At 37.8% G+C, this 25,828-nt stretch carries 19 protein-coding genes; 8 read left to right on the top strand and 11 right to left on the bottom strand.

All coding sequences use genetic code 11. The annotated features are described in order from the left end of the window. Positions 1 to 313: 313 nt before the first annotated feature. Together rpmA and rplU are read right to left on the bottom strand one after the other, a co-directional pair. Complete coding sequence (rpmA, locus tag FBR08_RS04160) at positions 314 to 574, bottom strand: 50S ribosomal protein L27 (RefSeq protein WP_002989789.1); 261 nt, start codon at positions 572 to 574, stop codon at positions 314 to 316. A gap of 25 nt (positions 575 to 599) precedes the next feature. After that, the gene (gene rplU, locus FBR08_RS04155) at positions 600 to 962 is read right to left on the bottom strand and encodes a 50S ribosomal protein L21 (protein WP_158961552.1); all 363 of its coding nucleotides are present in this window, start codon (positions 960 to 962) and stop codon (positions 600 to 602) included. 338 nt (positions 963 to 1,300) lie between these two features. Here rplU and FBR08_RS04150 point away from each other — a divergent pair, with 338 nt between their 5' ends. The 3 genes from FBR08_RS04150 to FBR08_RS04140 all read left to right on the top strand — a co-directional run bounded on the left by FBR08_RS04150 (position 1,301) and on the right by FBR08_RS04140 (position 5,301). Further along, positions 1,301 to 2,620: a M16 family metallopeptidase gene (locus tag FBR08_RS04150; protein ID WP_158961551.1), complete on the top strand. Its 1,320-nt coding sequence runs from the start codon at positions 1,301 to 1,303 to the stop codon at positions 2,618 to 2,620. Between the two features lie 20 nt (positions 2,621 to 2,640). Then, complete coding sequence (locus tag FBR08_RS04145; RefSeq protein WP_158961550.1) at positions 2,641 to 4,686, top strand: M16 family metallopeptidase; 2,046 nt, start codon at positions 2,641 to 2,643, stop codon at positions 4,684 to 4,686. A 225-nt stretch (positions 4,687 to 4,911) separates the two neighbouring features. After that, on the top strand, positions 4,912 to 5,301 hold the full coding sequence (locus FBR08_RS04140; protein WP_158961549.1) for a heavy-metal-associated domain-containing protein: 390 nt from the start codon (positions 4,912 to 4,914) through the stop codon (positions 5,299 to 5,301). Positions 5,302 to 5,347: 46 nt separating this feature from the next. Here the strand turns inward: FBR08_RS04140 and gldD are convergent, their stop codons facing one another. The 3 genes from gldD to mutY are packed head-to-tail and all read right to left on the bottom strand — an operon-like array spanning position 5,348 to position 7,440. Further along, a complete protein-coding gene (gene gldD, locus FBR08_RS04135) occupies positions 5,348 to 5,932 on the bottom strand; it encodes a gliding motility lipoprotein GldD (RefSeq protein ID WP_158961548.1) in 585 nt (194 codons plus the stop codon). Between the two features lie 21 nt (positions 5,933 to 5,953). Further along, a complete protein-coding gene (locus FBR08_RS04130; RefSeq protein ID WP_158961547.1) occupies positions 5,954 to 6,394 on the bottom strand; it encodes a single-stranded DNA-binding protein in 441 nt (146 codons plus the stop codon). Between the two features lie 11 nt (positions 6,395 to 6,405). After that, complete coding sequence (gene mutY, locus FBR08_RS04125; RefSeq protein ID WP_158961546.1) at positions 6,406 to 7,440, bottom strand: A/G-specific adenine glycosylase; 1,035 nt, start codon at positions 7,438 to 7,440, stop codon at positions 6,406 to 6,408. Positions 7,441 to 7,579: 139 nt separating this feature from the next. Between mutY and FBR08_RS04120 the strand changes: the two genes are divergently transcribed. Beyond that, entirely contained in the window at positions 7,580 to 7,876 is a 297-nt protein-coding gene (locus FBR08_RS04120; RefSeq protein WP_002989807.1) for an HU family DNA-binding protein, read from the top strand. Positions 7,877 to 8,200: 324 nt separating this feature from the next. After that, a complete protein-coding gene (locus tag FBR08_RS04115; RefSeq protein ID WP_158961545.1) occupies positions 8,201 to 9,757 on the top strand; it encodes an Rne/Rng family ribonuclease in 1,557 nt (518 codons plus the stop codon). Positions 9,758 to 9,794: 37 nt separating this feature from the next. Here FBR08_RS04115 and pbpC read toward each other — a convergent pair whose 3' ends face one another. The 3 genes from pbpC to FBR08_RS04100 are packed head-to-tail and all read right to left on the bottom strand — an operon-like array spanning position 9,795 to position 18,165. Further along, the gene (pbpC, locus tag FBR08_RS04110; RefSeq protein ID WP_158961544.1) at positions 9,795 to 12,167 is read right to left on the bottom strand and encodes a penicillin-binding protein 1C; all 2,373 of its coding nucleotides are present in this window, start codon (positions 12,165 to 12,167) and stop codon (positions 9,795 to 9,797) included. A gap of 52 nt (positions 12,168 to 12,219) precedes the next feature. Then, the gene (locus tag FBR08_RS04105; protein WP_158961543.1) at positions 12,220 to 17,712 is read right to left on the bottom strand and encodes an alpha-2-macroglobulin family protein; all 5,493 of its coding nucleotides are present in this window, start codon (positions 17,710 to 17,712) and stop codon (positions 12,220 to 12,222) included. 15 nt (positions 17,713 to 17,727) lie between these two features. Next, positions 17,728 to 18,165, bottom strand: a complete 438-nt coding sequence (locus tag FBR08_RS04100; protein ID WP_158961542.1) for a nucleoside deaminase — start codon at positions 18,163 to 18,165, stop codon at positions 17,728 to 17,730. Positions 18,166 to 18,435: 270 nt separating this feature from the next. On the opposite strand from FBR08_RS04100, the gene FBR08_RS04095 reads away from it, so the two are divergent. The 3 genes from FBR08_RS04095 to FBR08_RS04085 are packed head-to-tail and all read left to right on the top strand — an operon-like array spanning position 18,436 to position 22,122. After that, on the top strand, positions 18,436 to 20,202 hold the full coding sequence (locus FBR08_RS04095) for a 1-deoxy-D-xylulose-5-phosphate synthase (RefSeq protein WP_158961541.1): 1,767 nt from the start codon (positions 18,436 to 18,438) through the stop codon (positions 20,200 to 20,202). Beyond that, on the top strand, positions 20,195 to 21,406 hold the full coding sequence (locus FBR08_RS04090) for a DUF3078 domain-containing protein (protein ID WP_158961540.1): 1,212 nt from the start codon (positions 20,195 to 20,197) through the stop codon (positions 21,404 to 21,406). The genes FBR08_RS04095 and FBR08_RS04090 overlap by 8 nt, the downstream gene beginning before the upstream one ends. 17 nt (positions 21,407 to 21,423) lie before the next feature. Continuing rightward, the gene (locus FBR08_RS04085) at positions 21,424 to 22,122 is read left to right on the top strand and encodes a porin family protein (RefSeq protein WP_158961539.1); all 699 of its coding nucleotides are present in this window, start codon (positions 21,424 to 21,426) and stop codon (positions 22,120 to 22,122) included. Between the two features lie 18 nt (positions 22,123 to 22,140). On the opposite strand, the gene FBR08_RS04080 is transcribed toward FBR08_RS04085, so the two are convergent. From FBR08_RS04080 to asnS, 3 genes are all read right to left on the bottom strand, one after another. Next, a complete protein-coding gene (locus tag FBR08_RS04080; protein WP_158961538.1) occupies positions 22,141 to 22,752 on the bottom strand; it encodes a hypothetical protein in 612 nt (203 codons plus the stop codon). A 45-nt stretch (positions 22,753 to 22,797) separates the two neighbouring features. Continuing rightward, a complete protein-coding gene (gene rpoN / locus FBR08_RS04075; RefSeq protein WP_158961537.1) occupies positions 22,798 to 24,252 on the bottom strand; it encodes an RNA polymerase factor sigma-54 in 1,455 nt (484 codons plus the stop codon). 111 nt (positions 24,253 to 24,363) lie between these two features. Continuing rightward, positions 24,364 to 25,797 (bottom strand): asparagine--tRNA ligase, encoded by a 1,434-nt coding sequence (gene asnS / locus FBR08_RS04070; RefSeq protein WP_158961536.1) that lies wholly within the window; start codon positions 25,795 to 25,797, stop codon positions 24,364 to 24,366. Between the last annotated feature and the right edge of the window lie 31 nt (positions 25,798 to 25,828).

The raw sequence follows: 25,828 nt of genomic DNA, 5'->3' as shown, positions 1-25,828 counted from the left end.
GAAATCGAAACGAAACGAAGTGAAGATTCATCGAACACCAAAACCAATATAAACCCTGTGAGATATATTCATCGAATACCAAAATAAAATATTAACTCAGGGAGATAAAGAGAAAAGAAGATAGTAATCGTCTAAATAGCCCAATTACTCTTTAATCAGCAGAGTTAGCAAAAACACAAAAAAGCAAAGAAGCAAAAGCCCACCCTTTTCCCCTTTCCTCTCACTTCTTTCCAAAAAAAAAGGTATTGTGAAATTTCACAATACCTTTTTTTATTTTGTAACCTTTAATCTGTTCACACAGATAGATAGATTCTTAAGCTTCGAATGGAAGGATAGAAACGTAAGACTTGTTGTCTTTTTTCTTTTGGAATTTAACAACACCGTCAACTTTAGCATGTAAAGTATGGTCTTTTCCCATATAAACGTTTTCACCAGGGTTATGCTTAGAACCTCTTTGTCTTACAAGGATGTTTCCAGCGATAGCTGCTTGACCACCATAAATCTTAACACCTAAGCGTTTCGATTCTGATTCTCTACCGTTCTTCGAACTTCCGACACCTTTTTTGTGAGCCATGACGTTATAATTTTAAAATTGTTAATTACTCAGCTGCTTCAGCTGTTTCTTTTTTAGTCGCTTTTTTCTTTGCTCCACCGAAATTGATTCCTTCAATTACGATTTGAGTCAAAGCTTGTCTGTGACCGTTTTTCTTTTTGTAACCTTTTCTTCGTTTCTTTTTGAAAACGATTACTTTGTCACCTTTAAGGTGTTGTAAAACTTTAGCTTCTACAGAAGCACCTTCTATAACTGGGGCGCCTACAGTTATGTTGTTGTTGTCATCAACTAAAAGAACTTTATCAAAACTGATAGTCGCTCCTTCTTCTGTTGCCAAACGGTGAACATAAACTTTAAGGTCTTTGCTAACTTTGAATTGTTGCCCAGCTATCTCTACGATTGCGTACATAACAATAAATTATTAAGGTTTATTTAAGTGTGCAAAGTTACAAATCTTTTTTAATTAGTCAAATCTTTTTGTTTTTTTGTTTTGTAATGTTTTGATTCGTAAGTTATAAGTTAGTAAAAGGAGTAACGTTTTCCTTTTTTGACTGAAGCCCCTTCCTTTTTGAATCGAAAATTGTACAAAAAAACGAAAATACAAAAACACAAAAATGCTTTTCACAGCTTCACAAAGCAGGAACCTCACTAAATAAAATGTTAAATTACGTATATTCTCTTCACTTCGCTGTAACAATTTGAGAAAGGAACGACTTATAGTAGATAACTAAATTCAAAAACTACAAAATGAAAAGATCACTCTTGATTTTGGGCGCGTTATTTTTCGGAATGACGGCGTCAGCTCAAAAAGTGGAATTCGAAGAATACACCTTAGACAATGGGCTAAAAGTTATTTTACATCAGGATAAATCAGCGCCTGTAATCATTACTTCTGTGATGTATCACGTGGGAGCAAAGGATGAAAATCCGGAGCGTACGGGATTTGCTCACTTCTTTGAGCACTTATTGTTTGAAGGAACACAAAATATTGAACGTGGAGAATGGTTCAAGTTAGTAACGGCTAATGGTGGAAAAAACAACGCAAATACTTCAGATGATCGAACGTATTACTATGAGGTTTTTCCTTCGAACAATCTAGAATTAGGTTTGTGGATGGAGTCAGAACGTTTGATGCATCCGATTATCAATCAAATTGGCGTAGATACGCAAAATGAGGTGGTAAAAGAAGAAAAGCGCTTGCGCATGGATAACCAACCGTACGGACAGTTATTGCCACAAGTAAAAGAAAATTTATTCAAGAAACACCCGTATCGTTGGGCGCCTATCGGATCAATGGAGCACTTAGATGCAGCAACTTTAGAGGAGTTCTTAGCGTTCAATAAGAAATTCTACATTCCAAATAACGCTGTATTAGTGGTGGCTGGGGATTTCGAAACTGCACAAGCGAAAAAATGGATTCAGCAGTATTTTGGTTCTATTGCCAAAGGTACAGCGGTAACGCGTACAGCTATCCAAGAAGATCCAATTACAAAAGAAATTAGAGCTGAATACCAAGATCCAAACGTTCAAATCCCGATGTTGGTTCAAGCGTATCGCACGCCTTCAATGAAAACACGCGAAGCTCGTGTATTGGATATGATTTCTTCCATCTTGTCGAATGGTAAAAGCTCGAGATTATACAAGAAAATTGTAGATGAGCAGAAAAAAGCATTGGAAATTGGTGCTTTCAATTTGAGCCAAGAAGACTATGGAGCTTATTTAATCTACGGTTTACCTATGCAAGGATATACAACGGAAGATTTAGTAACTGAAATAGACAAAGAGATTGTGAAATTGCAGACGGAATTAATTTCTGAACGCGATTTTCAAAAGTTACAGAACGTATTAGAAAACGAATACGTAAGAGGAAATTCAGACTTAGAAGGTTTAGCACATAATTTAGCAACCTACAGTTTGTTGTATGGAGATACAAACCTGATCAACACAAATATTGAAATGTATAGAGATATTACACGTGAGGAAATTCGCGAGGTAGCTAAGAAATATTTGAATAAAAATCAGCGCTTGATTTTAGATTACACTCCAGAGAAAGACGCTAAAAACTAATGCTAAACAGTAAGAGAGAAATGAAAAAAGTATACCTATATGCAGCGAGTTTAGCTTTTGCTTTAACGGCTGCTCAATTACAAGCACAAGATAGAAAACAACCTGTTTCAGGACCTGTACCAACAGTTCACGTAGGGCAACCTACTTCATTTGTATTAAAGAATGGATTAAAAGTATTGGTTGTTCCCAATCATAAATTACCGCAAGTATCTTATACGTTAACCATCGATAATCCGTTGGTTGCTGAAGGAGACAAAGCTGGGGTAACGTCAATTTTATCTCAAGTATTAGGGAATCAAACCAAAAAAATGTCCAAAGAGAAATTCAATGACGAAATTGATTTCTTAGGGGCAAATGTTCGTTTTGCGTCCAGTGGTGCGTTTGCAAGTGGATTGTCTAAATACAATGAAACGATTTTAGGTTTATTGGCTGATGGAGCATTGAATTCTGTCATTACACAAGAAGAATTTGACAAAGCAAAAGCCCAAGTAATCGAATCGTTAAAAACGAGTGAAAAAAGTGTATCTGCAGTTGCAAGTCGCGTAGAAGATGCCTTGTTATACGGTAAAAATACGGCAGCTGGGGAGTTTGAAACAGAAGCTACGGTTTCGAATGTTACGTTGGCAGATGTGCAAGAATATTATGCGAAGTACTTTACACCAAACAGCGCTTACTTAGTTGTTGTTGGAGATGTAGATTACAAGAAAACCGAAAAAGCGGTGAAGTCGTTGTTCAATAATTGGAAAAAATCAGCAACTACTTTTGCTGAAGCTACAACCAATAAAAATGTAGCAAAAACGCAAATTGATTTCGTTAATATGCCCAATGCAGTGCAATCGGAGATTGCGTTGATTAGCGAAGTGGATTTAAAAATGACAGACTCGGATTATTTTGCTGCAATCTTAGCCAATCAAATCTTAGGAGGTGGTGGTGAAGGGCGTCTGTTCTTGAACTTACGTGAGGCACATGGATGGACGTATGGCGCTTATTCTTCAATCAGTACTGCGCGTAAATACCCAGGTAAATTTAGAGCGAGTGCTTCTGTTCGAAATGTTGTAACGGATAGTGCAGTAACGGAATTTATCAAGGAAATCGACTTGATGCGTACAACTTTAGTGAAAGATGAAGAGTTGAAAATGGCAAAAGCGAAGTATATCGGGAACTTTGTAATGGAAATCCAAAAACCAGAAACAGTAGCGCGTTATGCTTTAAATAAAGAGTTACATAAATTGCCTGCTAATTTCTATGAAAATTACATCAAAGGCATTAACGCAGTAACAGCAGCAGATATTCAAAAAGCAGCGCAAAAGTATTTCTTAAAAGACAATATGCGCATTGTAGTTGTTGGAAAAGGAGCGGATGTAGTTGCAGGATTAGAAGGATTAAACAAACCGATGTTCTTCTATGACAAAGAGGCAAATGCAGTAGAAAAACCAGTTTTCAAAAAAGAAGTACCTGCAGGAGTTACAGTGCAGACTGTTTTAGCTAATTACATTCAAGCTATTGGAGGGGATGCGAAAGTAAAAGCAGTGAAATCCTTGTTGATTACTAGTGAAGCTGAAGTGCAAGGAATGAAATTGGAAATGGTGAATAAAGTAAAAGATGGCTTTTTATCATCCGAACAAAAAATGATGGGTGCGGTAATGTCTAAGCAAGTGATTACACCAAAAATGGGGTATGCAGTTGTGCAAGGGCAGAAAACGGATATCACAGGACAAGAATTGAAAGATGCACAAGCTGAAGCAGTTCCATTTGGAGAGCTAAAAGCAGATGCAACAGCTGTGTTAACTGGAATCGAAGCAATCAATGGTGTTGATGCGTATGGAGTGAAAGTAGGGAACACAACAAGCTATTATGACACAACAACAGGGTTAAAAATTGCTGTAGTTCAAGAAGTAGAACAAATGGGGCAAAAAATGCAACAAGTAGTTAATTATTCTGAGTACAAAGAAGTAAAAGGAATCAAATTTCCATTCGTTCAAGCGATGAATGTCGGTATTGAAATCGAAATGAAAATCAAAGAAATTAAAGTTAACGAAGGAGTTTCGGATGCGGATTTTAAATAATCTTTTTTAAAATTAATTATAATTCTTTTGAGAAGTCGCTATTCACCTTGAATAGCGACTTTTTTTGTCTACGACAAAAACAAGATGTTGTAGGTAAATGAAAAAGTATAAGGGTGTTGATTCTCAAAACAAAAAGAGTGAATTAGAAGGAGGGAGGGATTTATTTTTTTGTATTTTTGTTTCGAATAAGAGAATTGAATAATCAAAGCATTAATATACAACAAGATGAAAATAGTAAAACTGGGATTAGTTGCCTTATTAGGAGGAGTTTTTTTAGTAGGATGTAAAAGCGAAACTAAAAAAGAAGCAGCGCAAGTAGAAACTGTAGAGCAAGTAGAAACAACTGCAACAGAGACGAATGAAGTGGCGGGAAACATGGAACAAGCTACCTTTCAAATTGAAGGAATGACTTGTGCTTTGGGATGTGCAAAAATGATTGAAGGAAAATTATCGGGATTGCAAGGTGTGAAAGAAGCTGCGGTTGATTTTGAAAGTAAAACAGCTACGGTTGTATTTGACGATGCGAAGCAAAATGGAGAATCGTTAACGCAAACGGTTCAAAAGATTGCAAATGGCAGTTATACCGTAGAAAATTTAGAAGTTAAAGCGCTTTAATAGCGATGGAATAAAAAAAACTCGATCATTTAGATCGAGTTTTTTTTTATTTGTTCGTTTGCTCCCAACGCAGCGATTCTAGCATTTTTCGCATATCCTGTTGGATGTAATGGCTGGCGGGAAGGATGGAGTCAAAGTTTGGTTTCGCATAAAAATACAAAGAAGCTACAACGAAGTTCTTGACGCTATCAGTGGCGTAGAATTGTACATTCGTTGCGGCATTGCCTCCTACGTGATAAAACATGCCGTAAACGCGGTCTTTTTCGTTGAGATAAGGTTGCTCTATAATCTCATCGGCTTTGATGAAATGCTCGTAGGTCAGTTTTTGGGCATCTTTGAGCAACGCATCCAAATTGTTGTCTACCGTTTTGTAATTCATGAAAACAGTTGCTTTCATTTGAGGGTAGTGTACTTCAAAGGCCGTTGACTTTGTTTCTTTTACCGATGCATTTTTGTTTAAATCAAACGCAAAGTGATGATGCGAATTTTCGTAGGTTTGATATTCTGCTTGAGGATATTGAAGTGCTAGATACGCATTAGGTTTTGGTGTTGTTTCTTTTTTGCAAGAACCTAGTACTAGCAATGCGCCTAAAAAGGCTGTGCCATAAAGGGCAAATGTTTTTTGGAACATATAGTTTATTTACTTATCCGATTAAAAAGGCAAATTATCGCTGTTGTTTTCTCCTGGTATAGTGAAGCTGTCAATGGCCTTTTTGCGTTCTATTTCTTCTGGTGTAGCCGTTTTGTCAATCTCTTTCTTGGTGTCCAAGAACATGAATTCGGTTACAATAATTTCTACAATTTGCTTTTGTATCCCCTCTTCTGTATTCCATTGTCTTGTGCGAATTCGCCCTTCTACGTAGACGCGATCTCCTTTGGAAAGGTGTTTTTCGCAAATTTCCGCTTGTTTATTGCGAACGACAATATTGTGCCATTCGGTTGACGTGATGCGCTCATTCGTGGACTTGTTAATGTAAACCTCATTGGTAGCTAAAGGAAAGCGTCCGATGCAATTGCCATTTTCAAAATAGTGTATTTTAACACTTTCGCCTAGGTGGCCAATAAGGGTAACTTTGTTTAATGTGCCATGCATAAGTGGAAAAATTATACGGTTAAGGATTGAATAAAGTTATGAATTACAATTGGAAAACCAAATTTATTTAATTCGCTCCAAGGGGTGGCATTTCTCAAGGTTTGATTGGTTTTAATCAGCCAAAAGTGAATGTGCAGTTTTTGATGTGATAGCTGATGGATGATTACATCCGTTGTCAGGCATTCTACTTGTGAAATTGCTTGTGGCAGTTGTTGGTTTTGTATGTGTTTTGTTGGGTCAATAACAGTGTCCTCAAAGCGATCCACCACCGGGAATTGATATAGATTTTGCCAAATGTCCTTTTTTGTGCGTTGTTCCAATAGGGTATTTCCATCTGCATCTAGGTAAATCAAGAAATCCATGTAGCGATTCTTAACTTTCGTTTTACTGAGTTTCACTGGTAGCTTGTCCACTTGATTGGTCTGAAATGCTACACAGGTGGTTATGAAGGGACACGGAGTGCAATTCGTCCCTTTGGGTGTGCATTGAATGGCGCCAAAATCCATGATGGCTTGGTTGAAAATAGCAGGCTGTTTTTTTGAAATAAGGCCAGCGGCTACTTGCTGAAATTCTTTTTTTGTTCTTTGAGTAGATATATCAGATGTAATTCCGTAAATTCGTGCGAGAACTCGAAAAACATTTCCATCAACAACAGGAACGACTTCATCATAAGCAATAGAGGCTATTGCAGCTGCGGTGTATTCGCCAACGCCTTTTAAGGTGAGTAGTTCTTTATAAGTTGTTGGGAATTGTCCATTTAGTTCATAGGCTACTTTTTGGGCTGTTGCGTGTAAATTGCGCGCGCGGCTATAGTAACCTAAACCTTGCCAGAGTAGTAAAACATCATTTTCTTGGGCATTTGCAAGATCGAAAACAGTAGGATAAGTCTGTTTAAAAGCCTCAAAATAGGGTAATCCTTGCGCTACGCGCGTCTGTTGAAGTATAATTTCTGATAGCCAAATGTAATAAGGATCTTTTGTTTCACGCCAGGGTAAAAAGCGTTTGTTGTCTAAGTACCAAGCTATTAGTTTGTTAGAGAAAATCATGATTAAAATGTGTGAGGGGCAAAAATAAACGATATATATTTAAATTTTAATCGATTAAGATTGAATTATTGGATTATAAATTAATATATTTGCACACTCTAAAAAAAACGGACAACAACAAATATAATTAATATCTAAAATGACTAAAGCGGACATTGTAGCTAAAATTTCAGAGAAATTAGGGCTTGAGAAAGGTGACGTTCAAGCGACAGTAGAATCTTTTATGGATGAAGTAAAAGCGTCGTTAGAAACAGGTGAAAATGTGTATTTAAGAGGTTTTGGAAGTTTTATCATCAAAACAAGAGCTGAGAAAACTGGAAGAAACATTTCTAAAAACACAACAATTAGAATTCCAGCTCACAACATTCCTGCATTTAAACCAGCTAAAGTGTTTGTAGAAGGTGTAAAGTCAAACACAGAAGTAAAAGTAAAATAATTTATTAATCTCTAAATTACACACATTATGCCAAGTGGTAAAAAAAGAAAAAGACATAAGGTAGCAACGCATAAGCGTAAAAAAAGAGCGAGAGCTAACCGTCACAAAAAGAAAAAGTAGTTTAATACTACTTTTTTCTTTTCTAAGAAATTTTAAAATACGCTCATTGATAGGTATCTTATCAAGTTGAAGAACGAATAAACGAGTGTAAACTCGCTTTTAAAATAATGTTTAATCCATCTATACAAACTCATTTTGTTTTGAAAAGGATGTTCCAAATAACCAAAACAGTGTAATGAATGAGTATGGATAAAAATGTACAGTGTGAATAAAGAGCTAATTATTAGGTCGAATTCTGATACAGTAGATTTTGCCTTATTAAAAGATGGAAAACTAATTGAACTACACAGAGAGCGTGAAGCTGATGAAGGTAATGGTTTTCAAGTGGGGGATATTTTTATCGCTAAAATTAGAAAACCCGTTCCCGGATTAAATGCTGCGTTCGTGCACGTAGGTTTTGAAAAAGATGCTTTTTTGCATTATCACGACCTGGGACCGAACTTAAAAACGCTACTCAAGTTCACTAAACTTGTAAGTGGAGGTAAATTAAAAGATTTCGCCTTAGAAAACTTTGTTTTTGAAGATGAAATAGATAAAGATGGTGCCATTACGGATGTGTTGAGTGCTAATCAATCTTTGCTTGTTCAAATTGTCAAAGAACCTATTTCAACAAAAGGACCACGCATTAGTTCTGAATTGTCAATCGCAGGTAGATATGTAGTACTTGTGCCTTTTTCAAATCGAATCTCGATTTCGCAAAAAATCGAATCGAAAGAAGAAAAGGAACGATTAAAGAAATTAGTACAGTCCATCAAACCCAAAGGTTTTGGTGTAATCGTGCGTACAGTTGCCGAAGATATGAAGGTAAGCGAGATTGATAAAGATCTGCGCAACTTGATGTCGAAGTGGAACAGCATGTGCAAAAAGTTAACAACCGCACATCATCCTTCGAAAGTGTTGGGTGAAGTAAATAAAGCTTCCTCAATATTACGCGATGTTTTTAATGATACTTTTACGGGTATTATTACAGATGATGAGGATTTGTACTATCAAACCAAGGACTATTTGCAAGAGATTGCTCCTGCAAAGGTGTCGATTGTGAAGCATTACCAATCGAGAGAAGTTCCCATTTTTGAGAAATACAGTATTGAACGCCAAATTAAAACCTCTTTTGGTAAAACGGTTTCTATGAGCAAAGGTGCTTATTTGATTATAGAACATACGGAGGCGTTACATGTCATTGATGTGAATAGTGGAAATCGTTCAAACAAAGCTCAGTCACAAGAAGATACAGCCCTTGAAGTCAATTTAATTGCCGCTGCAGAAATAGCGCGTCAATTGAGATTGAGAGATATGGGGGGAATTATAGTGGTCGATTTTATTGATATGGGGAACCCAGAGAATAGAAAAACACTATACGATTTCTTGAAGGAGGAGATGAGCGATGATAAAGCCAAACACAAAATTTTACCACCAAGTAAATTTGGATTGATCCAAATCACTAGACAACGCGTTCGACCAGAAGTGTCAATCGAAACTAGAGAAGAGGATCCAAATGAACACGGTGAGATCGAAGCCCCAATCTTAGTTATCGACAAGATTAGAGCTCGAATCGAAAATATTATTGCAAGAGATCCATCTTGTAAAATAATCTTGAATACACACCCTTTTGTGGCCGCCTATCTAACGAAAGGATTGCCTTCCTTGAGAATGAAGTGGTGGATGGAGTTCAGGAAATGGATCAAAATTGTACCGCGTGACGCTTACACGTATTTAGAATACCATTTCTTTGATGATAAAGGAAAGGAAATATCAGAATAACAAAAAACCCAAAACGGATACCGTTTTGGGTTTTTTGTTATTCCTGTTTTTCAAGGTAGAATGCTATGGTTTGTGTATGACCTTCTTCGTCTGTAATCGAGAGGTAGTTAAGTCCCATTTTTCCGTGTATAGCCAATTCGTGAAATTGTCGGGTTGAACCTAAATACTGTTCGTTTAAGTACCAAAACAGCGTTTTGTTAGCGCTACTAGCACTCGCCTTGGCTACAAAAGGCTGCAATTCGGAATAAAAGTTTTTGGTCAAGTAAATATGTTCTCCGTGTTTTGGGTAAATGAACTCTATTTTTTTGAGTGGATCTTGCACATAACAGTCTACCCTAAAGGGAGGTAAATCTTGGTAATCACTATGTGATTTTCTGTAAAAATAAGCCATCGTTGGGGGTAAAATGAACCAAGGTGTTGGTTTAATTTGATCAATGGCTTCGCATTGGCTGTTTACCTGATATTGCTTACTAGCATCCAAATGAATGAGTTTGTGATACGGGCAAAGCGCGGTTTTCTTTGCGCGAAAGGGGATCAAATCGGTTTTCGTTTGAGGACAATGAGGACCTGCGATATAACCTGAATTAGGACAAATAGCTACTTCTTCTAAGTCATTCAACGGTGCTGCTATATCCTTCTGCTTGGGTAGTAGTTTGAATAAATCAAAGAGAATCGGACCTGCCATGCGCACTCCGCTAATCGAAGGACGTCCTTCTCCAGTGGCATTGCCTACCCATACGCTGACAACGTATTTTTTGTTCACACCAATGGCCCAAGCATCTCGCCCTCCAAAACTCGTTCCTGTCTTCCATGCAATTTTAAGGGCTGAGTCGTAATATTGCCAAGCTTCATCACCTTCGGGTCTATTTACTTTTGTTAAGGCCTCAAAGGTGTTGTAAATCGCTCCTGCGCCCCAAATCGTCTTTTCTTTGGAAGTCTCTCCATAGGATTGTACATAATCTGCCTTCCAATTTAATTCTTGAATCTCTTTAGTGCGATAGGATTGCTCTTGGTTGTAATAGTTGACTGTACCCACCATCCCAGCATATGCTCTAGTTAACTGCCATAAGCTACTTTCAGCACCTCCTAAGATTAAGGATAAACCATAGTGATCGGGGTATTTGTTGATCGATGATAATTGCAACTGCTGTAGGTTGTCATAAAAACGATAAACACCATACTGTTGTAACATCAATACAAAGGGAATGTTCAGCGAACGCGATAGCGCATCATTCGCCGTCGTGGCTCCCTCGTAACTATTGGAAAAGTTAGTGGGTTTGTAACCTGAAATTACCACAGGTATATCCGCAACCAATTGGTGGGGTAAGAGCGATGCATCATCTAGCATTGCAGCATAGAGAAAGGGCTTTAAAATACTTCCAGTACTTCTGTTGGCTTGGATGATATCAACATCTTTTTGATGCGCAGTGGTGGTTGGTGCGTTGCCAATATAGGCGATAATATCTCTATTTTCTACATCGACAATAAGTGCTGCAATATTGTATACTTCGGCTTGTTTATAATGCAAGTAATAATTGAAAATAATATCGTTTGCGCGTTGTTGTACTTGGTGATCAATTGTAGTGACCAAACGCTCTTCTTTATTGGTTTTAGCAATATATTGCAAGAGATGAGGGGCTAGTTGGGGCAACTCATGTGGCTTTTGAGGGAGTGGTTCGGTAAGGGCTAAATCGTACGTGTTCTGATCGATTTTGTTCGCTTCTAAGAGCTTTTTAAGTAAGGCATTGCGCTTGCTTAAGAGAATTTCTTGGTTTTTGCCAGGATAGATCAATCTAGGCGCATTGGGCAGTACAGCTAATGTTGCACTTTCTGCCCAAGAAAGTTGCTCAGGGGCGGTTCCAAAGTACCGCCAAGCAGCCACGTCTAATCCTACGACATTTCCTCCAAAAGGAGCATGTGAGGCATAGAGTTTCAAAATAGATTGCTTGCTATACTTAAATTCTAAACGAGTCGCTTGAATCAGCTCGATTATTTTTTCAAAATAAGTTCGCCTTTTACCATCTCTTGCTAGGCGTATGGTTTGTTGCGTTAAGGTACTACCTCCGCGTTTTACTTTATTCGCTGATAGATTCGAAACAAACGCCTTAACCATAGAAACGGGATTGAATCCCCAATGATAGGTAAAGTATTCATCTTCATACAGGGTGATGCACGTTTTAAATTTATCGGGCACTTTATTTGTTTCAGGAAATCTCCATTGTCCATCCGAGGCAATTTGAGCGGCTAAAAGTTGATGGTCCTTGCTTTCAATAACAGTAGAATAAGGAGCTTCAAACAAAGTTGGAGGCAAACAAAAATAGTAGGCAATCAAAGCGATACCTACGAGAATAGCAAGCACCTTTTTCTTAGTGCTCCAGGACTTCCATTTTAAATTGGGTTTGAATTTCATATAAAGCAATACAGGGATAAAAATCCCTGTATTTATATTGATTTATGTTTCACTATTTAATTACTTCTACCCATTGTCCGATTGTTCGACAACGGTAGGCATTGTCATACATCGCATTGGCTTGTACTCCTGGTAGGTAGTAATTTCCTAAATACGACGCATTCAAGGTTACTTTCAGCGTTTTTGTGCTATTGGCATTTAAGGTAAAGTAGAAGAGTGAACGATCATCGCGGATATCGGTATAATCCACCTGATTTTCTGTTCCACCTGCATCTGTATAACGCAAATTGACAATCTCCCATCCCGAGGGCACAATATGCGTTAAAGCGACGTTTTCAATACTGCGGTTGCTCGTATTGGAAATGGTTATATCACAGATGAACTCCGTTCCTTGTTGAATGCTTGTCGGGTTAATCGCCAAGCCATTGGTAGCGCGATACGTTGTCTTAATCGCCAAGTTACTTTGATCCGCTTGTTCTTGTCCAACAGGTAAAATACCACTTGAAGTTAAACGCGCATATACTACAGCATTGCTCTTGTTTTGTACGGCCAAGGTATTGCTTGATTTGATGTTTTTCAATTCTGCGTGAACCATCGCTTTGGTTGTGTTTACCGTAGCAGCTTGTCCATTATACGTGTATAGTGTATTAATTCCATCACTTGGTTTGTGTATATTGACATAGCTTGCAATTGCATTTAAGGCGTAAGCAGTTGTTTGAGTACTCATCCATTGAGATGAACCTAGTTTATTTGCCAGTTCAATGGCATACTCATGTGTTTTAATCTTATTGCCCTTGCTGTGAATCATCGTTTCTAAAACCATGGCTAAGTTTCTTTCGTAAGAACCATAGTATGAATAGCCCGCAATCTCATCCAATGATAGATTGGCGATTAATTTCTGAGCCGCTTCTTTTTGTCCCGCTAAAGCATATGCCGCTGCCAAACGGAATTTAGTATTGGTTGAGATGCCCTGCGTTTCTCTCAATCGGTTCATAGAAGCGATATCGGGTTGACCAGCTAATGCTAGGGTGTATAAACGATACGCTTGTGCGAAATCGGTATTGTAACGCGTATTTGACTTCCATTGTCTAGCCATTTTTTGTTGGTAGGAAATCCAATTGGATTTGCTATTCACAGGTAGGGCATATCCCTTTTTCTCTGCTTCAAGATAGAAGTGACCTACATAAGAAGTCGCCCAATCATCCGCATAACTATTGCCGGGCCAATATGCAAATCCACCATCGGAGAATTGACGTTGAGCCAAACGCTGAATTCCTTCATTTACATTGCGTTGAATGCTTTGTTTTTTGCTGTCATCTAAGGTGATTAAATCTGCTAAATACAACTGTGGAAAAACACCTGAAGTGATTTGTTCTGTACATCCATGAGGGAAGGTAATCAAGTAGTTCAAACGCGAAGTCAAATTGATATTCGGGAAAGTAGAAAGCTCTAAAGTCGCTTTGTTGCTTCCTCCAATTCCAAAGGGATTCCAATCTAAGTTTTCTTCACTTTGTGGATCAATGCTCACGATTTGCGTACGCGTGGTTACAGGATTTGGATTGAGTACATCCAACTCGATGCTATACGTCGCTTTTTCTTTACCTGAAGTTGCTTCAATTTCAATTTTGGAAATACCTGTTTTGTTTGCTACTTCTAATTCGAAATAAGCGATTTTCTCATCAGGTTCACTAAAGGTTAGTTGCTGATTTGATGCTCCACTGATTTTGAATTTATCATCTGTTTTAACGGAAATCTGTACGTTTTTAACGTGATTTTCCATTGCAAATACGGTTACAGGTAGGGTGATTTTCTCTCCAGGAACGGCTCTCCTTGGTAAGGATCCTAAAATCATCAACGGATTATTCACTTTTACCGTTTTGTCTGTGTTTCCATACGCTCTATTTTCTGTATTTGAAGCCACAATCATGGTTCGAACCGAACCGATGTATTTTGGTAATTTGATTTCATGTGAGGCGGTTTTTCCTTTTTCTAAGGTATGAGGGCCAGAGAAAATAACAACAGGTTTAAAGCGATTTGCTTTTTTCACTTGACCTGCACCTAAATCTTCATCTCCACCAATGCTAAATACTTGGTTGATGGTTCCGCCATAAGCACCGATAATATAATCAAAAACGTCCCATGTACGAACTCCTAAAGCCGATTTGCTATAGAAATTTTGCCAAGGTGTTGGCGTTTTGAAACGCGTTAAATCTAACAGACCATCTTCAACAATCGCTACGGTATAGGTCATTTTGTGTCCATTTTTTTCTTTCACTTTGAGGGTGAATTTGTCTTCTGGACGCAATTTATCCGGCATGATAATTTCAGGCTCCAACTTCGTTTTTTTGTTGTACACACTAATTGGTGCAATACCATATAAGCGAATAGGAGCATTGTTGATCGTATAAGCATGAGGCTGGATAAGGGTAATGTTGATATACGCATTTGGAGCCATGGCCGCTGTTGCAGGCAATTCAAAGGTCGTTTCTCCTTGTTTGGTCTGTACCCAATGCGTAGATAAAACACTACTACCGCTCTCTACTGAAACTAAGGCTCTACCTCCTTCACTTGAAGGAAACGATAGTTTTATTTTTTCATCAACGGTATATTCTTTTTTGTCCGTTGCAATAGATAAGGCGATGGCGTCTTTCCCTTCTTTGTGCTTGGTTTTCGCGGACCAATAAGGCCAATCTACATACACTTGGTGAGAGGCAATATGTCCACTGTTTAAATTGGTCAATACGACTTCATAATTACCCCAATCTTGTTCGGGGATTTTTAACTCGTATTTCGTACCCCCTTTTGATGATGTGTTAATTTCATCTGAACGGTATAAGCTGTAATAATCTGACGCATTGTAGTTCGAAACTCCTGATTCATTCGAACTCCACCACCAGTATCCTTTTTTTCGGTAGACATCCACGCGTACATTTTGGCCTACGGCTTTTCCATCACTATCCACCGAAACAATGGAGAAAACCAATGGTTTGTCTGTTTCGTAATAGCCGTATTTATTCGCCTCAGGCGCTTTTATTCCAACGTAACTTGCATAGGGAGAATAGGTCAATGTAGAGACATCCGTAGAAACATCTCCGCCGTTTTCATATACTTTTGTCGTTAGTATCGCTTTTAGCATGGCTGAGTTCTCAACCGTGTTTTTTAAATTTAAAGCAAATGAAAAACTTCCGCTTTCACTTGTTCTTCCCGAATAAACATTGATATCTTCTGTTGCATAAGAAGATAAACTATTGTTGAAACGATAGTTTGGATAGGTTTTAAACGTGGTTTGTTCTGGAAGAAGTTTGATTTGTACTTCCGCTCTTAAATTTTTAGCTGTGCTTCCTTGCAGCCATTCTACGTTGTAATCTACTTGTTTGTTGTAGTAATCTGAAGTGATGACTTTTCCTTCTGCATTATTTTTTATTTTAAGACGATTGGGCTTAATAGTCTCTACTTTGATGCGTTTGTAAAATTTAGCTCCACCGACTTGAATAACCGCTTCCCAATTTCCTGTTGGTGCTTCGGTATCCGTTTTGATTCTGAATGCATAGTGATTGGCTGCATTCTTCTTCTGCACCATTTGTTCCGTTACTTTTCCAAATGGATCCGATAGCGTCAATTTAATTGGGTGATTTTCAGGTAAGGGATTGGCCATGTCGTCCAAGATGAAACCAATGTGGATGTCATCTCCCGGACGCCAAACCCCGCGTTCAGTATACATATAACCATTCATCCCTTTTTGTAGTGTTGTGCCATCTACATCGTAGTTGCTCACTGATAAGGCATTCGCTTGGTCAATTTTAATATACGTTGTATTGTTGTCTTGTTTAGCAAGGGCAAAATACGCTTTGTTTTTGCCTAAGTTTACTTTGGCAATTCCGTCATTATCTGTTTTGGCAGAAGCCAATAGTTGTTGTTGATAGCTGTAGAATTCTACCGTAGCTCCATTCACAGGTGCAGTCGTTAGAATATTCGTTACAACAGCAGTATAAACATTGTCACTTCCTCCTTTTACAATGAGTGCTAAATCACTCGCCAATACATTCGTTGAAGGCATTTGCATGTAATAGTAATAAGCATCTGAACAAGGGTCTTCTTTTTCTTCCCATGGGTAATAGCGATAGTAATATTCGTATTCATCATCCTCAGGAGATAATTCTTCTTCTTCTACTTCAATTTCTTCAGTCTCCTCTGTTGAACAGTTGATTGCATACGCTTTCTTAAAAGAGAATTTTACGTGGTAAATGGCTCCTGGATCTGGTTTGATTAATGTAGATAGATCCAAGGCATAAGCGTTCCAACGCATTAATGCTTTTGGATCGGGATTGGTCAATTCAATCGTTGTTTTAGCAATAGGTGCTGCAACGGTATAGAGGGAATATGAACCGTCTAAATTGTTGGATTGTAAGAATTGTAAAATATTGTTTTGGAATACTTTATATACTTTGACATCTACGGCTTTTAAAGAAGTAGCTTTAAAATTAATCTTTAAATTTTCAGATGAAGGAAGTATTGTACCATTTTGCAACAATTGTACCTCTGGCTTCGGAATGGCAAACGTGATGGTTTCAGTATAAATATTGCTTAATTTAGTGCCGTAACTGTCACTGATACCCTCTTGAACATTTAAGGTTACTTCTTCAGGCAAAGCTTTTTCGCTATATACTTTGATGAGATTCCCTTCAACCAAGAAAGTGAGCGGTAACTCTAAACCTTGTAAACGGATTAATCCCTCTAAGTTTTGGTTCTTCTTGATGGGGTTGGAAAAGTTAATCGCAAAAGCGTGATTATCGCCAATTGTAGTGAGCACTTGATGAACTTGGAATACATCTTTCGCTGGGACATCAAAGTTTAACGTTGTTTTTTGTTCCAATTGGACGGCTTTCGCATCTAAGGTTAAGGTCAACTCACTGCTTTCTTTTTGGCGCTTAATGCCGCGAATGCTAAAGGGAAATTCCTTTGCTTCTTGAGCGTCATTGGTTTGGAAAGAAAGTTCTAGAGACTGTTTTCCTTGTTGCGCTATTGCTATTTTTTTGATGTTTGCTGTACTAATCCAATCACTTGATTTAAGGACTCCATTGAGGATGTAAGTATCCTTATCCGTCGATTGTAAATCGGTAAATTCAGCGGTAAATTGCTGAGGTACGGTGTGAACTAGAAATGAAAATGCCTGTTGATCGGGTTCTACCGTTGTCAGTTTTCCCAAGTGAAACGTGATGTAGTACTTCTGATCCTGTTTTAGGCGTTCTGCAGGTTCAAAACGCAAAGTTTGATTGGCTAAATAATGTAATTTACCTTTTACAGCAGGTGAAATGGTAAAGAATTTAGCATCTACTTCTTGTTGATCTTTCCATTCTCCCCAATTTTTAGTTAAGGCGATATCAATTGGCGTTTTAGAGGAAATCATCCCCGTGGTAAACGCAGTGATATATTCGCTAAAATCTTTGGGATCCGATAGAGGAAAGTCCTGAGTAGCGTCTTTTTTACAAGCCTGTAGGAAGGCTAAGAGCAGACACACTACAGTTAGTACAATTTTGTTCTTCATAGCTTTTTTATAGTTTTATCTTCTTTTTTCAAAAAATGAACGCATGAGTGTTGCACATTCCTCCGCTAGAACACCAGAAGTTACAGCAGTTTTTGGATGAAGTTGCCCACCCATAGTCTGAAAACCTCTTTTTTCATCGCTTGCCCCCCATACTACGCGTGAAATCTGACTCCAATAGAGTGCGCCTGCACACATCTGACAGGGTTCTAAAGTTACGAATAAAGTGCATGATTTCAGATATTTAGCATCTAAATAATTTGCAGCAGATGAAACAGCTTGTAGTTCCGCATGGGCTGTAACATCGTGAAGTAATTCGGTTAGATTATGGCATTTAGCGATAATCTTATTGTCAGAAACAACAATGGCACCAACGGGAATTTCTCCTTTTTCAAAGGCAAATTGAGCTTCACTCAAGGCAATGCGCATAAAATAGTCATCAGTAAAAATATCCATGATCTTTTTTGTTTAACGCAAAGTTAAGTGAAAAAGGTTTTCTCTGTTTGATTCTGTTAAAAAAATCACTAGTTCTGGGGAAGGATATTGGAGAGAGGATAGAGGAGAGAGGAAAAGGGTAAATTTTCAAGAAAAAGGAGATATTATTTTTCATCGAGCATTTCTTCACCTCACAAAAAACGACAAACAAAAAAGCAATTTCACAAAAGTCAAAAAACCAAAAACAAAGTTGTAATTTTGTTCTTTCAATAAAAGAGAAGAAATAGTTGTATGTTATTAGAGCAAATCAAAGATCCTTCGGACATCAGACAAATGAGCTTGGCGCAGTTGGAAGACTTAGCAGCTGAAGTTCGACGATTTATCATTGATATTGTAGCCACCAAAGAAGGACATTTGGGGGCAAGCTTGGGTGTTGTTGAATTGACAATAGCCCTGCATTATGTTTTTGATACACCGAATGATTTATTGGTTTGGGATGTAGGACATCAAGCCTATGGACATAAACTACTCACGGGACGACAAGCTGTTTTTCACACGAATCGACAAAAAGGTGGAATCAGCGGCTTTCCCAATCGCTTTGAAAGTGAATACGATGCTTTTGGTGTTGGCCATTCATCAACCTCAATTTCCGCTGTTTTGGGAATGGCAATTGCCTCCAAACTTAAAGGAGAATACGACAAGCAACATATCGCTGTGATTGGCGATGCTTCTATTGCCGCTGGGATGGCTTTTGAAGGATTAAACCACGCAGGGGTTAGTGATGCCAACATGTTGGTAATTTTAAACGACAACGCTATTGGGATTGATCCCAGCGTGGGCGCACTGAAAGACTACTTAACGGCAGTCAAGGAAGGGAAAAACCACAAGCGAAATAATATGATTAAGTCCTTGCATTTTGATTATCGGGGCCCTGTAGATGGTCATGATTTAAAGCAGTTAATCAAGGAATTAACCAAGTTAAAAAAACAGAAAGGCCCTAAGTTCTTGCATGTAATTACAACCAAGGGAAAAGGACTGAAACAAGCAGAAGAAGATCAGGTAAAATACCATGCACCAGGAAAGTTTGACAGTGCTACAGGGGAGCTAATCGTCAAAGAAGAAAAAGAATATCCAGCTAAATTTCAGGATGTTTTTGGTCATACCTTAGTAGAGTTGGCGCAACAAAATCCCTTGATTGTTGGGATTACCCCAGCAATGCCTACGGGCAGTTCAATGAAGTATATGATGGAGGCTTTCCCTGAACGAGCTTTAGATGTTGGAATTGCAGAACAGCATGCGGTTACTTTAGCGGCAGGTATGGCAACACAAGGGTTAATACCCTATTGTGCGATCTATTCTACCTTTTTACAACGCGCCTATGATCAGTTGATTCACGATGTGGCTTTGCAAAAACTGCCTGTTGTTTTTTGTTTAGATCGAGCCGGATTAGTAGGAGAGGATGGCGCTACGCATCAAGGTGTTTTTGATTTGGCTTATTTAAATTGTATTCCCAATATGATTATTGCCGCTCCTTTAGACGAAGTAGAGCTGCGCAATTTACTCTATACTGCCCAACTGGGGATTGATACCCCTTGGGTCATTCGCTATCCTAGAGGAAAAGGAGTAAAAGTATCCAATTGGCGAGAAGAATTTGAAAAAGTTAACGTATCAATAACTAGAAAATTAAGAAAAGGCAATAAATTTGCGTTAATTTCTACGGGAGTTATTGGCAATAATGTGATAGAGGCCTTTGCCAAATGTGAGACGGATGCTTGGTCGCATTATCACTTCTTGTTTGTAAAACCATTAAATGAGGAAGAATTACACCGCATTTGTCAAACACATCAACGCCTTGTTACCATCGAAGATGGAGTGATAAAAGGAGGGTTTGGAAGTGCGATTGCACAATTTGTAGCACAACATTATCCCGGAATTCCGGTTGAAAATTTGGGGGTTCCAGATGAATTCATCGAACATGCAACCGTAAGAGAACAACAACAAATGTGTGGAATAGATTTAGATTCAATTGTTAAATTAATTCGTGAAAGTTTTGAATAAGTTAGGAAAGATTGCTTTTTTTTCTTCTGTAGTAAGTATATCTAGCATGGGTGCGTTGGCTCAAGAAGGACAACCCGTTGCTATGCCTACTCAACCTCAAGCACAAGTGGCTCAAGATACAGTAAAAGTACAAGAGAATCCCTTCAATCCCTTAATGAATTTTTTGCCACGTAAGAATTACGCAGAAGAAGATTTGCTGATGAGCTATATGAATATTGGGACTAGAGAGGATTTAGCCTTTTTTAAACCAGAGGTTTTTGTGGAGCGTAGCAAACCCAAATACACTCAAATAAAGACTAAATTTAATCCGCAGATTCAATTGTCTGCTATTCCAGTGAATAATGAAATTATTGGGTATTGGGAAAAGAAGAATCGAGTAGGGTTGGATTTTAATCAAATTGCTTTTGTCAATTGGAGTGCAGGTGGAGATAACTCTATTTCAGGCCTGCTAAAAGGAGATTTTAGCAGAAAGTATATCAAAGGGCGTTTAATATGGGATAATACCTTAAATGTGCGCTATGGGGTAAATAAACAGTCTGATCGCGAGTTGCGCAAAACCGATGACGTTTTAGAGCTCAATTCTACTTTTGGATACAAATCGTCGGCTGCATCGGATTGGTACTATGTATCGAAACTGAATTTTAAAACGCAGTTTACCGATGGATTCAATTACCCGAATACAGATGATCCTGTATCAAGATGGTTAGCGCCTGCTTATCTATTTGTCGGGGTCGGAGGAGAATATATGGATTCAAAAACGGGAATTAAGTATTATATTTCACCTTTAACTTATAAAGGAACCTTTGTTAATGATCAACGATTAGCTGATCAAGGTGCTTTTGGTGTTGATTCAGCGGTTAAAGACGATGAAGGAAATATACTCAAACACGGAAAACGTTCAAAATCAGAAATCGGTCTGTTGTTGAGTACGGAATGGAGAAAAGAAGTGTTTACGAATATATTTATTGATACTAAATTGACGCTGTATAGCGATTATATCAATCAATTTGGTAATATTGATGTGATGTGGGACTTAAAACTCGACATGAAAGTCAATGATTTTGTACGTGCCAATGTGGGGATTAACCTGATTTACGATGACGACGTTAAAAATAAGGTAGAGCGCGGAGGAGTACAAATAATAGAAGGACCTAAAGTTCAGTTTAAACAAACACTAGGGGTAGGGCTAGTCTATTTATTTTAATTTTATACCTTCGTGTTATGAAGAACGTCTTTTTGCTAGTGCTGTGTTGTTTGATCTCCTCTTTTTCTTTTGGACAAGAAATTGAGGGAGTGGATGAATTATCTAGTAAAAAGGATAGTGTAGCGCTCGATTACAAGTATAGAGAGGATCAATTTTACTTTGGATTATCTCATACGTTGATGCAGGGAAAACCCGCTGGGTTTACAGGAAACTCAGTTTCTTTGGGGGTTGACATAGGGTTTTTGCGCGATTTTCCAATTAATAAAAGTCGTACACTAGCGATTGCTCCAGGTGTTGGATTTTCGTATCAAAATTTGCGCAATAACTTTGGGTTGGCAGAAGATGGGAGTTATACCACGTTGGAAAGTTATAAGAGCAATAGCCTTTCGCTGCATATGTTAGATTTACCCATCGAATTGAGATGGAGAAGCTCTACGCCAGAGAGTCATAAATTTTGGCGCACCTATGTAGGATTCAAAGCGAGTTACGTATTAGGTAATCGACTAAAAACGGCAACAGATACTTATTCAACAACGATACGTGGAGATGAAAATATCAACAAATGGCTGTTGGGTATGTATGTAGGGGCAGGATTTAATACGTGGAATTTTTACGCCTATTACGGTTTAAATACAATCTATAAAGATACTCCGATTAAAGGGGATACCGAAGGGCTTCGCCTGTTTAAGGTAGGTGTTATTTTTTATATTTTATAAGAGCTTTTAGCTCTTTTTTTATTGGGTTAAAAGTATCCAACATAAAATCTGAGGAATTATTCCAATCAATCCTCCAACAAGAACTTCATACGACGTATGCGCGCGTAAATACAAGCGAGCACTAGCAGTTATCCCTGTAATTAAAATACAGGCAATGAGCAGAATCAAAGATGGAATTCCTTGATGAAAGAGCAATAGAGTAAAGAAAATCAATCCAGCGGTTAATAAAGCGGTGTGTACGCTAAACTTCTGCTTAATTAAGGCTCCAATCAATAAAAGAGAATAAGTGCCAATAAGTCCCCAAAAGTAAATTTTCAACTCATACGCACTGTTGTTGTACAAAACCAAGGATTTTAGCGTATAAAGCAGTATAATATTAATGGCAAAAGGAAAGATGCGTTCTTTTGTTTCATGGACCATCACACTCGATTGTAGAATGCGCAAGGAACGCATTAAATAGTAGATGGAAATGGGAATAAAAAAGGTAACAATAGCCACTTGACTGAGAATGATTGATAGCTCCAGTGGTGTAAAGTAGTTGTATTGCATTAGGAAATACAACCCAACCGTTTGTAAAGGTACTAGAATCGGATGAAAAAGATAGGAAATAATTTGGGCTGATTTTTTCATAATGACCTACCTTAATGTAAGCAAAGGATTTTGTATGCAGATGATTTAAATTCTCTTGCGCATTCGCGCTACTGGAATATCCAGTTGTTCTCTGTATTTAGCAACCGTTCTTCGGGCAATGGGATATCCTTTTTCTTTTAGTAATTCGGCTATCTTTTCATCGGGATAAGGTTTTCTAGTATCTTCCTCTGAAATAATCGTTTCCAATATTTTCTTAATTTCGATGGTAGAAACCTCTTCTCCTTGATCATTCATCATGGCTTCTGAAAAGAAGTGTTTGATTAATTTCGTACCATAAGGAGTTTCTACATATTTGCTATTAGCTACACGTGAAATGGTAGAGATATCCAAGCCAACTAAATCTGCAATATCTTTTAGAATCATTGGTTTTAACTTGGTTTCATCTCCAGTTAAAAAATACTGTTGTTGATAATGTATAATAGCACTCATGGTTACATAAAGAGTCTCATGACGTTGTTTGATTGCATCAATGAACCACTTAGCTCCATCAAGTTTTTGTTTGATGAATTGAACGGCATCTTTTTGAGAAGCACTCGCCTGTGAAGAATCTTTGTAGGTTTGTAACATTTCTTGGTAATCACGAGAAATATGTAATTCAGGTGCATTTCTATTATTCAGGGTCAATTCAATTTCTCCATCGACAATTTTGATGGTAAAATCTGGGATAACTTGCTCAATAAAACGATTCGATCCTGTGTAGGCTCCCCCAGGTTTTGGATTGAGTCGTTCAATTTCGTCAATGGCTTTTCGCAATTGATCTTTGGTAATATTATAGCGCGAAAGAAGTTTGTCGTAATGCTTTTTTGTAAAGGCATCGAATTGATTTTCAATGATATCTTTGGCTACAGTAATGGCATCGGTGGGTGTTTTGTGTTTTAATTGTAATAGTAAACACTCCTGTAAATCACGTGCTCCTACACCGATAGGTTCAAGTTCATGTACAATATTCAAGATGTTTTCAACAGTCTTTGTGTCTGTATAAATGCCTTGTGTGAAGGCCAAATCATCTACAATATCTTGTATATCTCGACGGATATATCCCATTTCATCCATACTTCCCACTAAGAACTCAGCAATAGCGCGATCGTCTTCTGAAAGGATGAAAGTATTTAACTGATTGATTAAATTTTGATGAAAAGATTCTGTCGCAATAATAGGGGCCTCATAGTCATCGTCTTCTGAGCTGTAGTTGTTGGCTTGCAACTTGTAATCTGGAATCTCATCATCGCTGAGGTAGTCATCAATATTGATGTCTTCGGTGTCAATGTGTTCGCTGTCAAAGTCTTCAAAATCATTATCTAGATTATCAAAGTCATCTCCAGTTTCTTCCTTTCCTGTTTCCAGGGCAGGATTTTCAATTAGCTCTTCTTTCAACCTTTGTTCAAAGGCTAAAGTAGGCAATTGAATTAGCTTCATCAACTGGATTTGTTGAGGAGATAATTTCTGCGATAATTTAAGTTGTAAACTTTGTTTTAGCATGCTAAATAAAATTGACGAAATAAAAATGTTTACTTTTAATCGGTATTCATCCCAAATTACAGAAAAAATACGATAAAAGTAAACATTTGAAGGGTTTCTTTTTCTTAAAAATTAGAATGACGCATTTTGCGGAGTTCTAGGAAATGGGATTACATCTCTGATGTTTGTCATCCCTGTAACGAATAGAACTAAACGCTCAAATCCTAGACCAAATCCACTGTGTGGAGCTGTACCAAATTTACGCGTATCTAGGTACCACCAAAGTTCTTCTTTGTCGATGCCCATCTTCTCGATTTTATCTAATAAAACGTCATAGCGTTCTTCTCGTTCAGATCCTCCTACAATTTCTCCAATTCCAGGGAATAAGATGTCCATTGCGCGAACTGTTTTTCCATCTTCATTCATACGCATGTAGAAGGCCTTAATATCTGCAGGATAATCAAATAAGATTACCGGACATTTAAAGTGTTTCTCTACTAAATAACGCTCGTGCTCACTTTGTAAATCAGCACCCCATTCTTCGATGATATAGTTGAATTTCTTATTTTTATTTGGTTTAGAAGCTTTTAAAATATCAACTGCTTCTGTATAGCTTACGCGTTTAAAATTGTTTTCCGTAACAAAACGCAATTTGTCCAGTAAGGATAACTCACTGCGTTCCGCTTGTGGTTTGTTTTTTTCTTCTTCTTGTAAACGCTGTTCTAAGAAAAGTAAATCATCTTGACATTTCTCTAGCGTGTAATTGATAACGTATTTAATGAAATCTTCTGCTAAATCCATGTTGTCTGCTAATTTGTTGAACGCAACTTCTGGTTCGATCATCCAAAATTCAGCTAAGTGACGCGATGTGTTTGAGTTTTCTGCACGAAATGTTGGGCCAAAGGTATAAACAGAACCCAATGCCATAGCATAAGTTTCTGCTTCCAATTGTCCAGAAACAGTTAAGTTGGTCGCTTTACCAAAGAAATCTTCAGTGAAATCAACAGTACCTTCTTCGTTTTTCGGCAGTTTATTTAAATTGAAATTAGTTACTTTAAACATTTCTCCAGCTCCTTCGGCATCTGAACCTGTAATAATAGGCGCGTTAAAGTAGAAGAAACCGTTTTCTTGGAAATATTTGTGTACCGCAAAAGAAAGCGTACTTCTCACACGCATAATTGCACCAAAAATGTTTGTTCTAATTCGCAAGTGTGCATTCTCGCGTAAAAACTCTAAAGAGTGTTTTTTCGGTTGAATTGGATACTCTTCTGGATTGGATTCACCATAAACTTTTAAGTTTTCAACTTGGATTTCTACATTTTGTCCAGCTCCTCTACTTTCAGTTAAGGTACCTCTTACAGAAATAGCTGCTCCTGTGTGAATTTTTTTAAGTAATTCAGCAGGAAACTTATCTAAGTCAACAACACATTGTATGTTATTGATTGTCGATCCATCATTTAAAGCAATAAATTGGTTGTTTCTAAATGTCTTTACCCAGCCTTTTGCTTTTACTTCATGCAAGAGTGCCTTTCCAGTAAGTAGATCGATAATTTTGGTGTGTTTCATTTTTGATTATATTTTTGTTACCTGGTAGATC

The organism is Myroides fluvii, assembly GCF_009792295.1.
GTDB classification, from domain to species: domain Bacteria; phylum Bacteroidota; class Bacteroidia; order Flavobacteriales; family Flavobacteriaceae; genus Flavobacterium; species Flavobacterium fluvii_A.
The sequence above is the reverse complement of the archived record's forward strand: the minus strand, read 5'-3'. Positions and strand labels throughout refer to the sequence as shown.

Bases quoted from the DNA above. Each gene is read 5' to 3' on its own strand.
- pbpC (WP_158961544.1), bottom strand. From the start codon at position 12,167: ATGAAATTCAAACCCAATTTAAAATGGAAGTCCTGGAGCACTAAGAAA.
- FBR08_RS04105 (WP_158961543.1), bottom strand. From the start codon at position 17,712: ATGAAGAACAAAATTGTACTAACTGTAGTGTGTCTGCTCTTAGCCTTC.
- FBR08_RS04080 (WP_158961538.1), bottom strand. From the start codon at position 22,752: ATGAAAAAATCAGCCCAAATTATTTCCTATCTTTTTCATCCGATTCTA.
- rpmA (WP_002989789.1), bottom strand. From the start codon at position 574: ATGGCTCACAAAAAAGGTGTCGGAAGTTCGAAGAACGGTAGAGAATCA.
- FBR08_RS04100 (WP_158961542.1), bottom strand. From the start codon at position 18,165: ATGGATATTTTTACTGATGACTATTTTATGCGCATTGCCTTGAGTGAA.
- asnS (WP_158961536.1), bottom strand. From the start codon at position 25,797: ATGAAACACACCAAAATTATCGATCTACTTACTGGAAAGGCACTCTTG.
- FBR08_RS04085 (WP_158961539.1), top strand. From the start codon at position 21,424: ATGAAGAACGTCTTTTTGCTAGTGCTGTGTTGTTTGATCTCCTCTTTT.
- gldD (WP_158961548.1), bottom strand. From the start codon at position 5,932: ATGTTCCAAAAAACATTTGCCCTTTATGGCACAGCCTTTTTAGGCGCA.
- FBR08_RS04150 (WP_158961551.1), top strand. From the start codon at position 1,301: ATGAAAAGATCACTCTTGATTTTGGGCGCGTTATTTTTCGGAATGACG.
- FBR08_RS04145 (WP_158961550.1), top strand. From the start codon at position 2,641: ATGAAAAAAGTATACCTATATGCAGCGAGTTTAGCTTTTGCTTTAACG.
- mutY (WP_158961546.1), bottom strand. From the start codon at position 7,440: ATGATTTTCTCTAACAAACTAATAGCTTGGTACTTAGACAACAAACGC.
- rplU (WP_158961552.1), bottom strand. From the start codon at position 962: ATGTACGCAATCGTAGAGATAGCTGGGCAACAATTCAAAGTTAGCAAA.
- FBR08_RS04120 (WP_002989807.1), top strand. From the start codon at position 7,580: ATGACTAAAGCGGACATTGTAGCTAAAATTTCAGAGAAATTAGGGCTT.
- FBR08_RS04140 (WP_158961549.1), top strand. From the start codon at position 4,912: ATGAAAATAGTAAAACTGGGATTAGTTGCCTTATTAGGAGGAGTTTTT.
- FBR08_RS04130 (WP_158961547.1), bottom strand. From the start codon at position 6,394: ATGCATGGCACATTAAACAAAGTTACCCTTATTGGCCACCTAGGCGAA.
- rpoN (WP_158961537.1), bottom strand. From the start codon at position 24,252: ATGCTAAAACAAAGTTTACAACTTAAATTATCGCAGAAATTATCTCCT.
- FBR08_RS04095 (WP_158961541.1), top strand. From the start codon at position 18,436: ATGTTATTAGAGCAAATCAAAGATCCTTCGGACATCAGACAAATGAGC.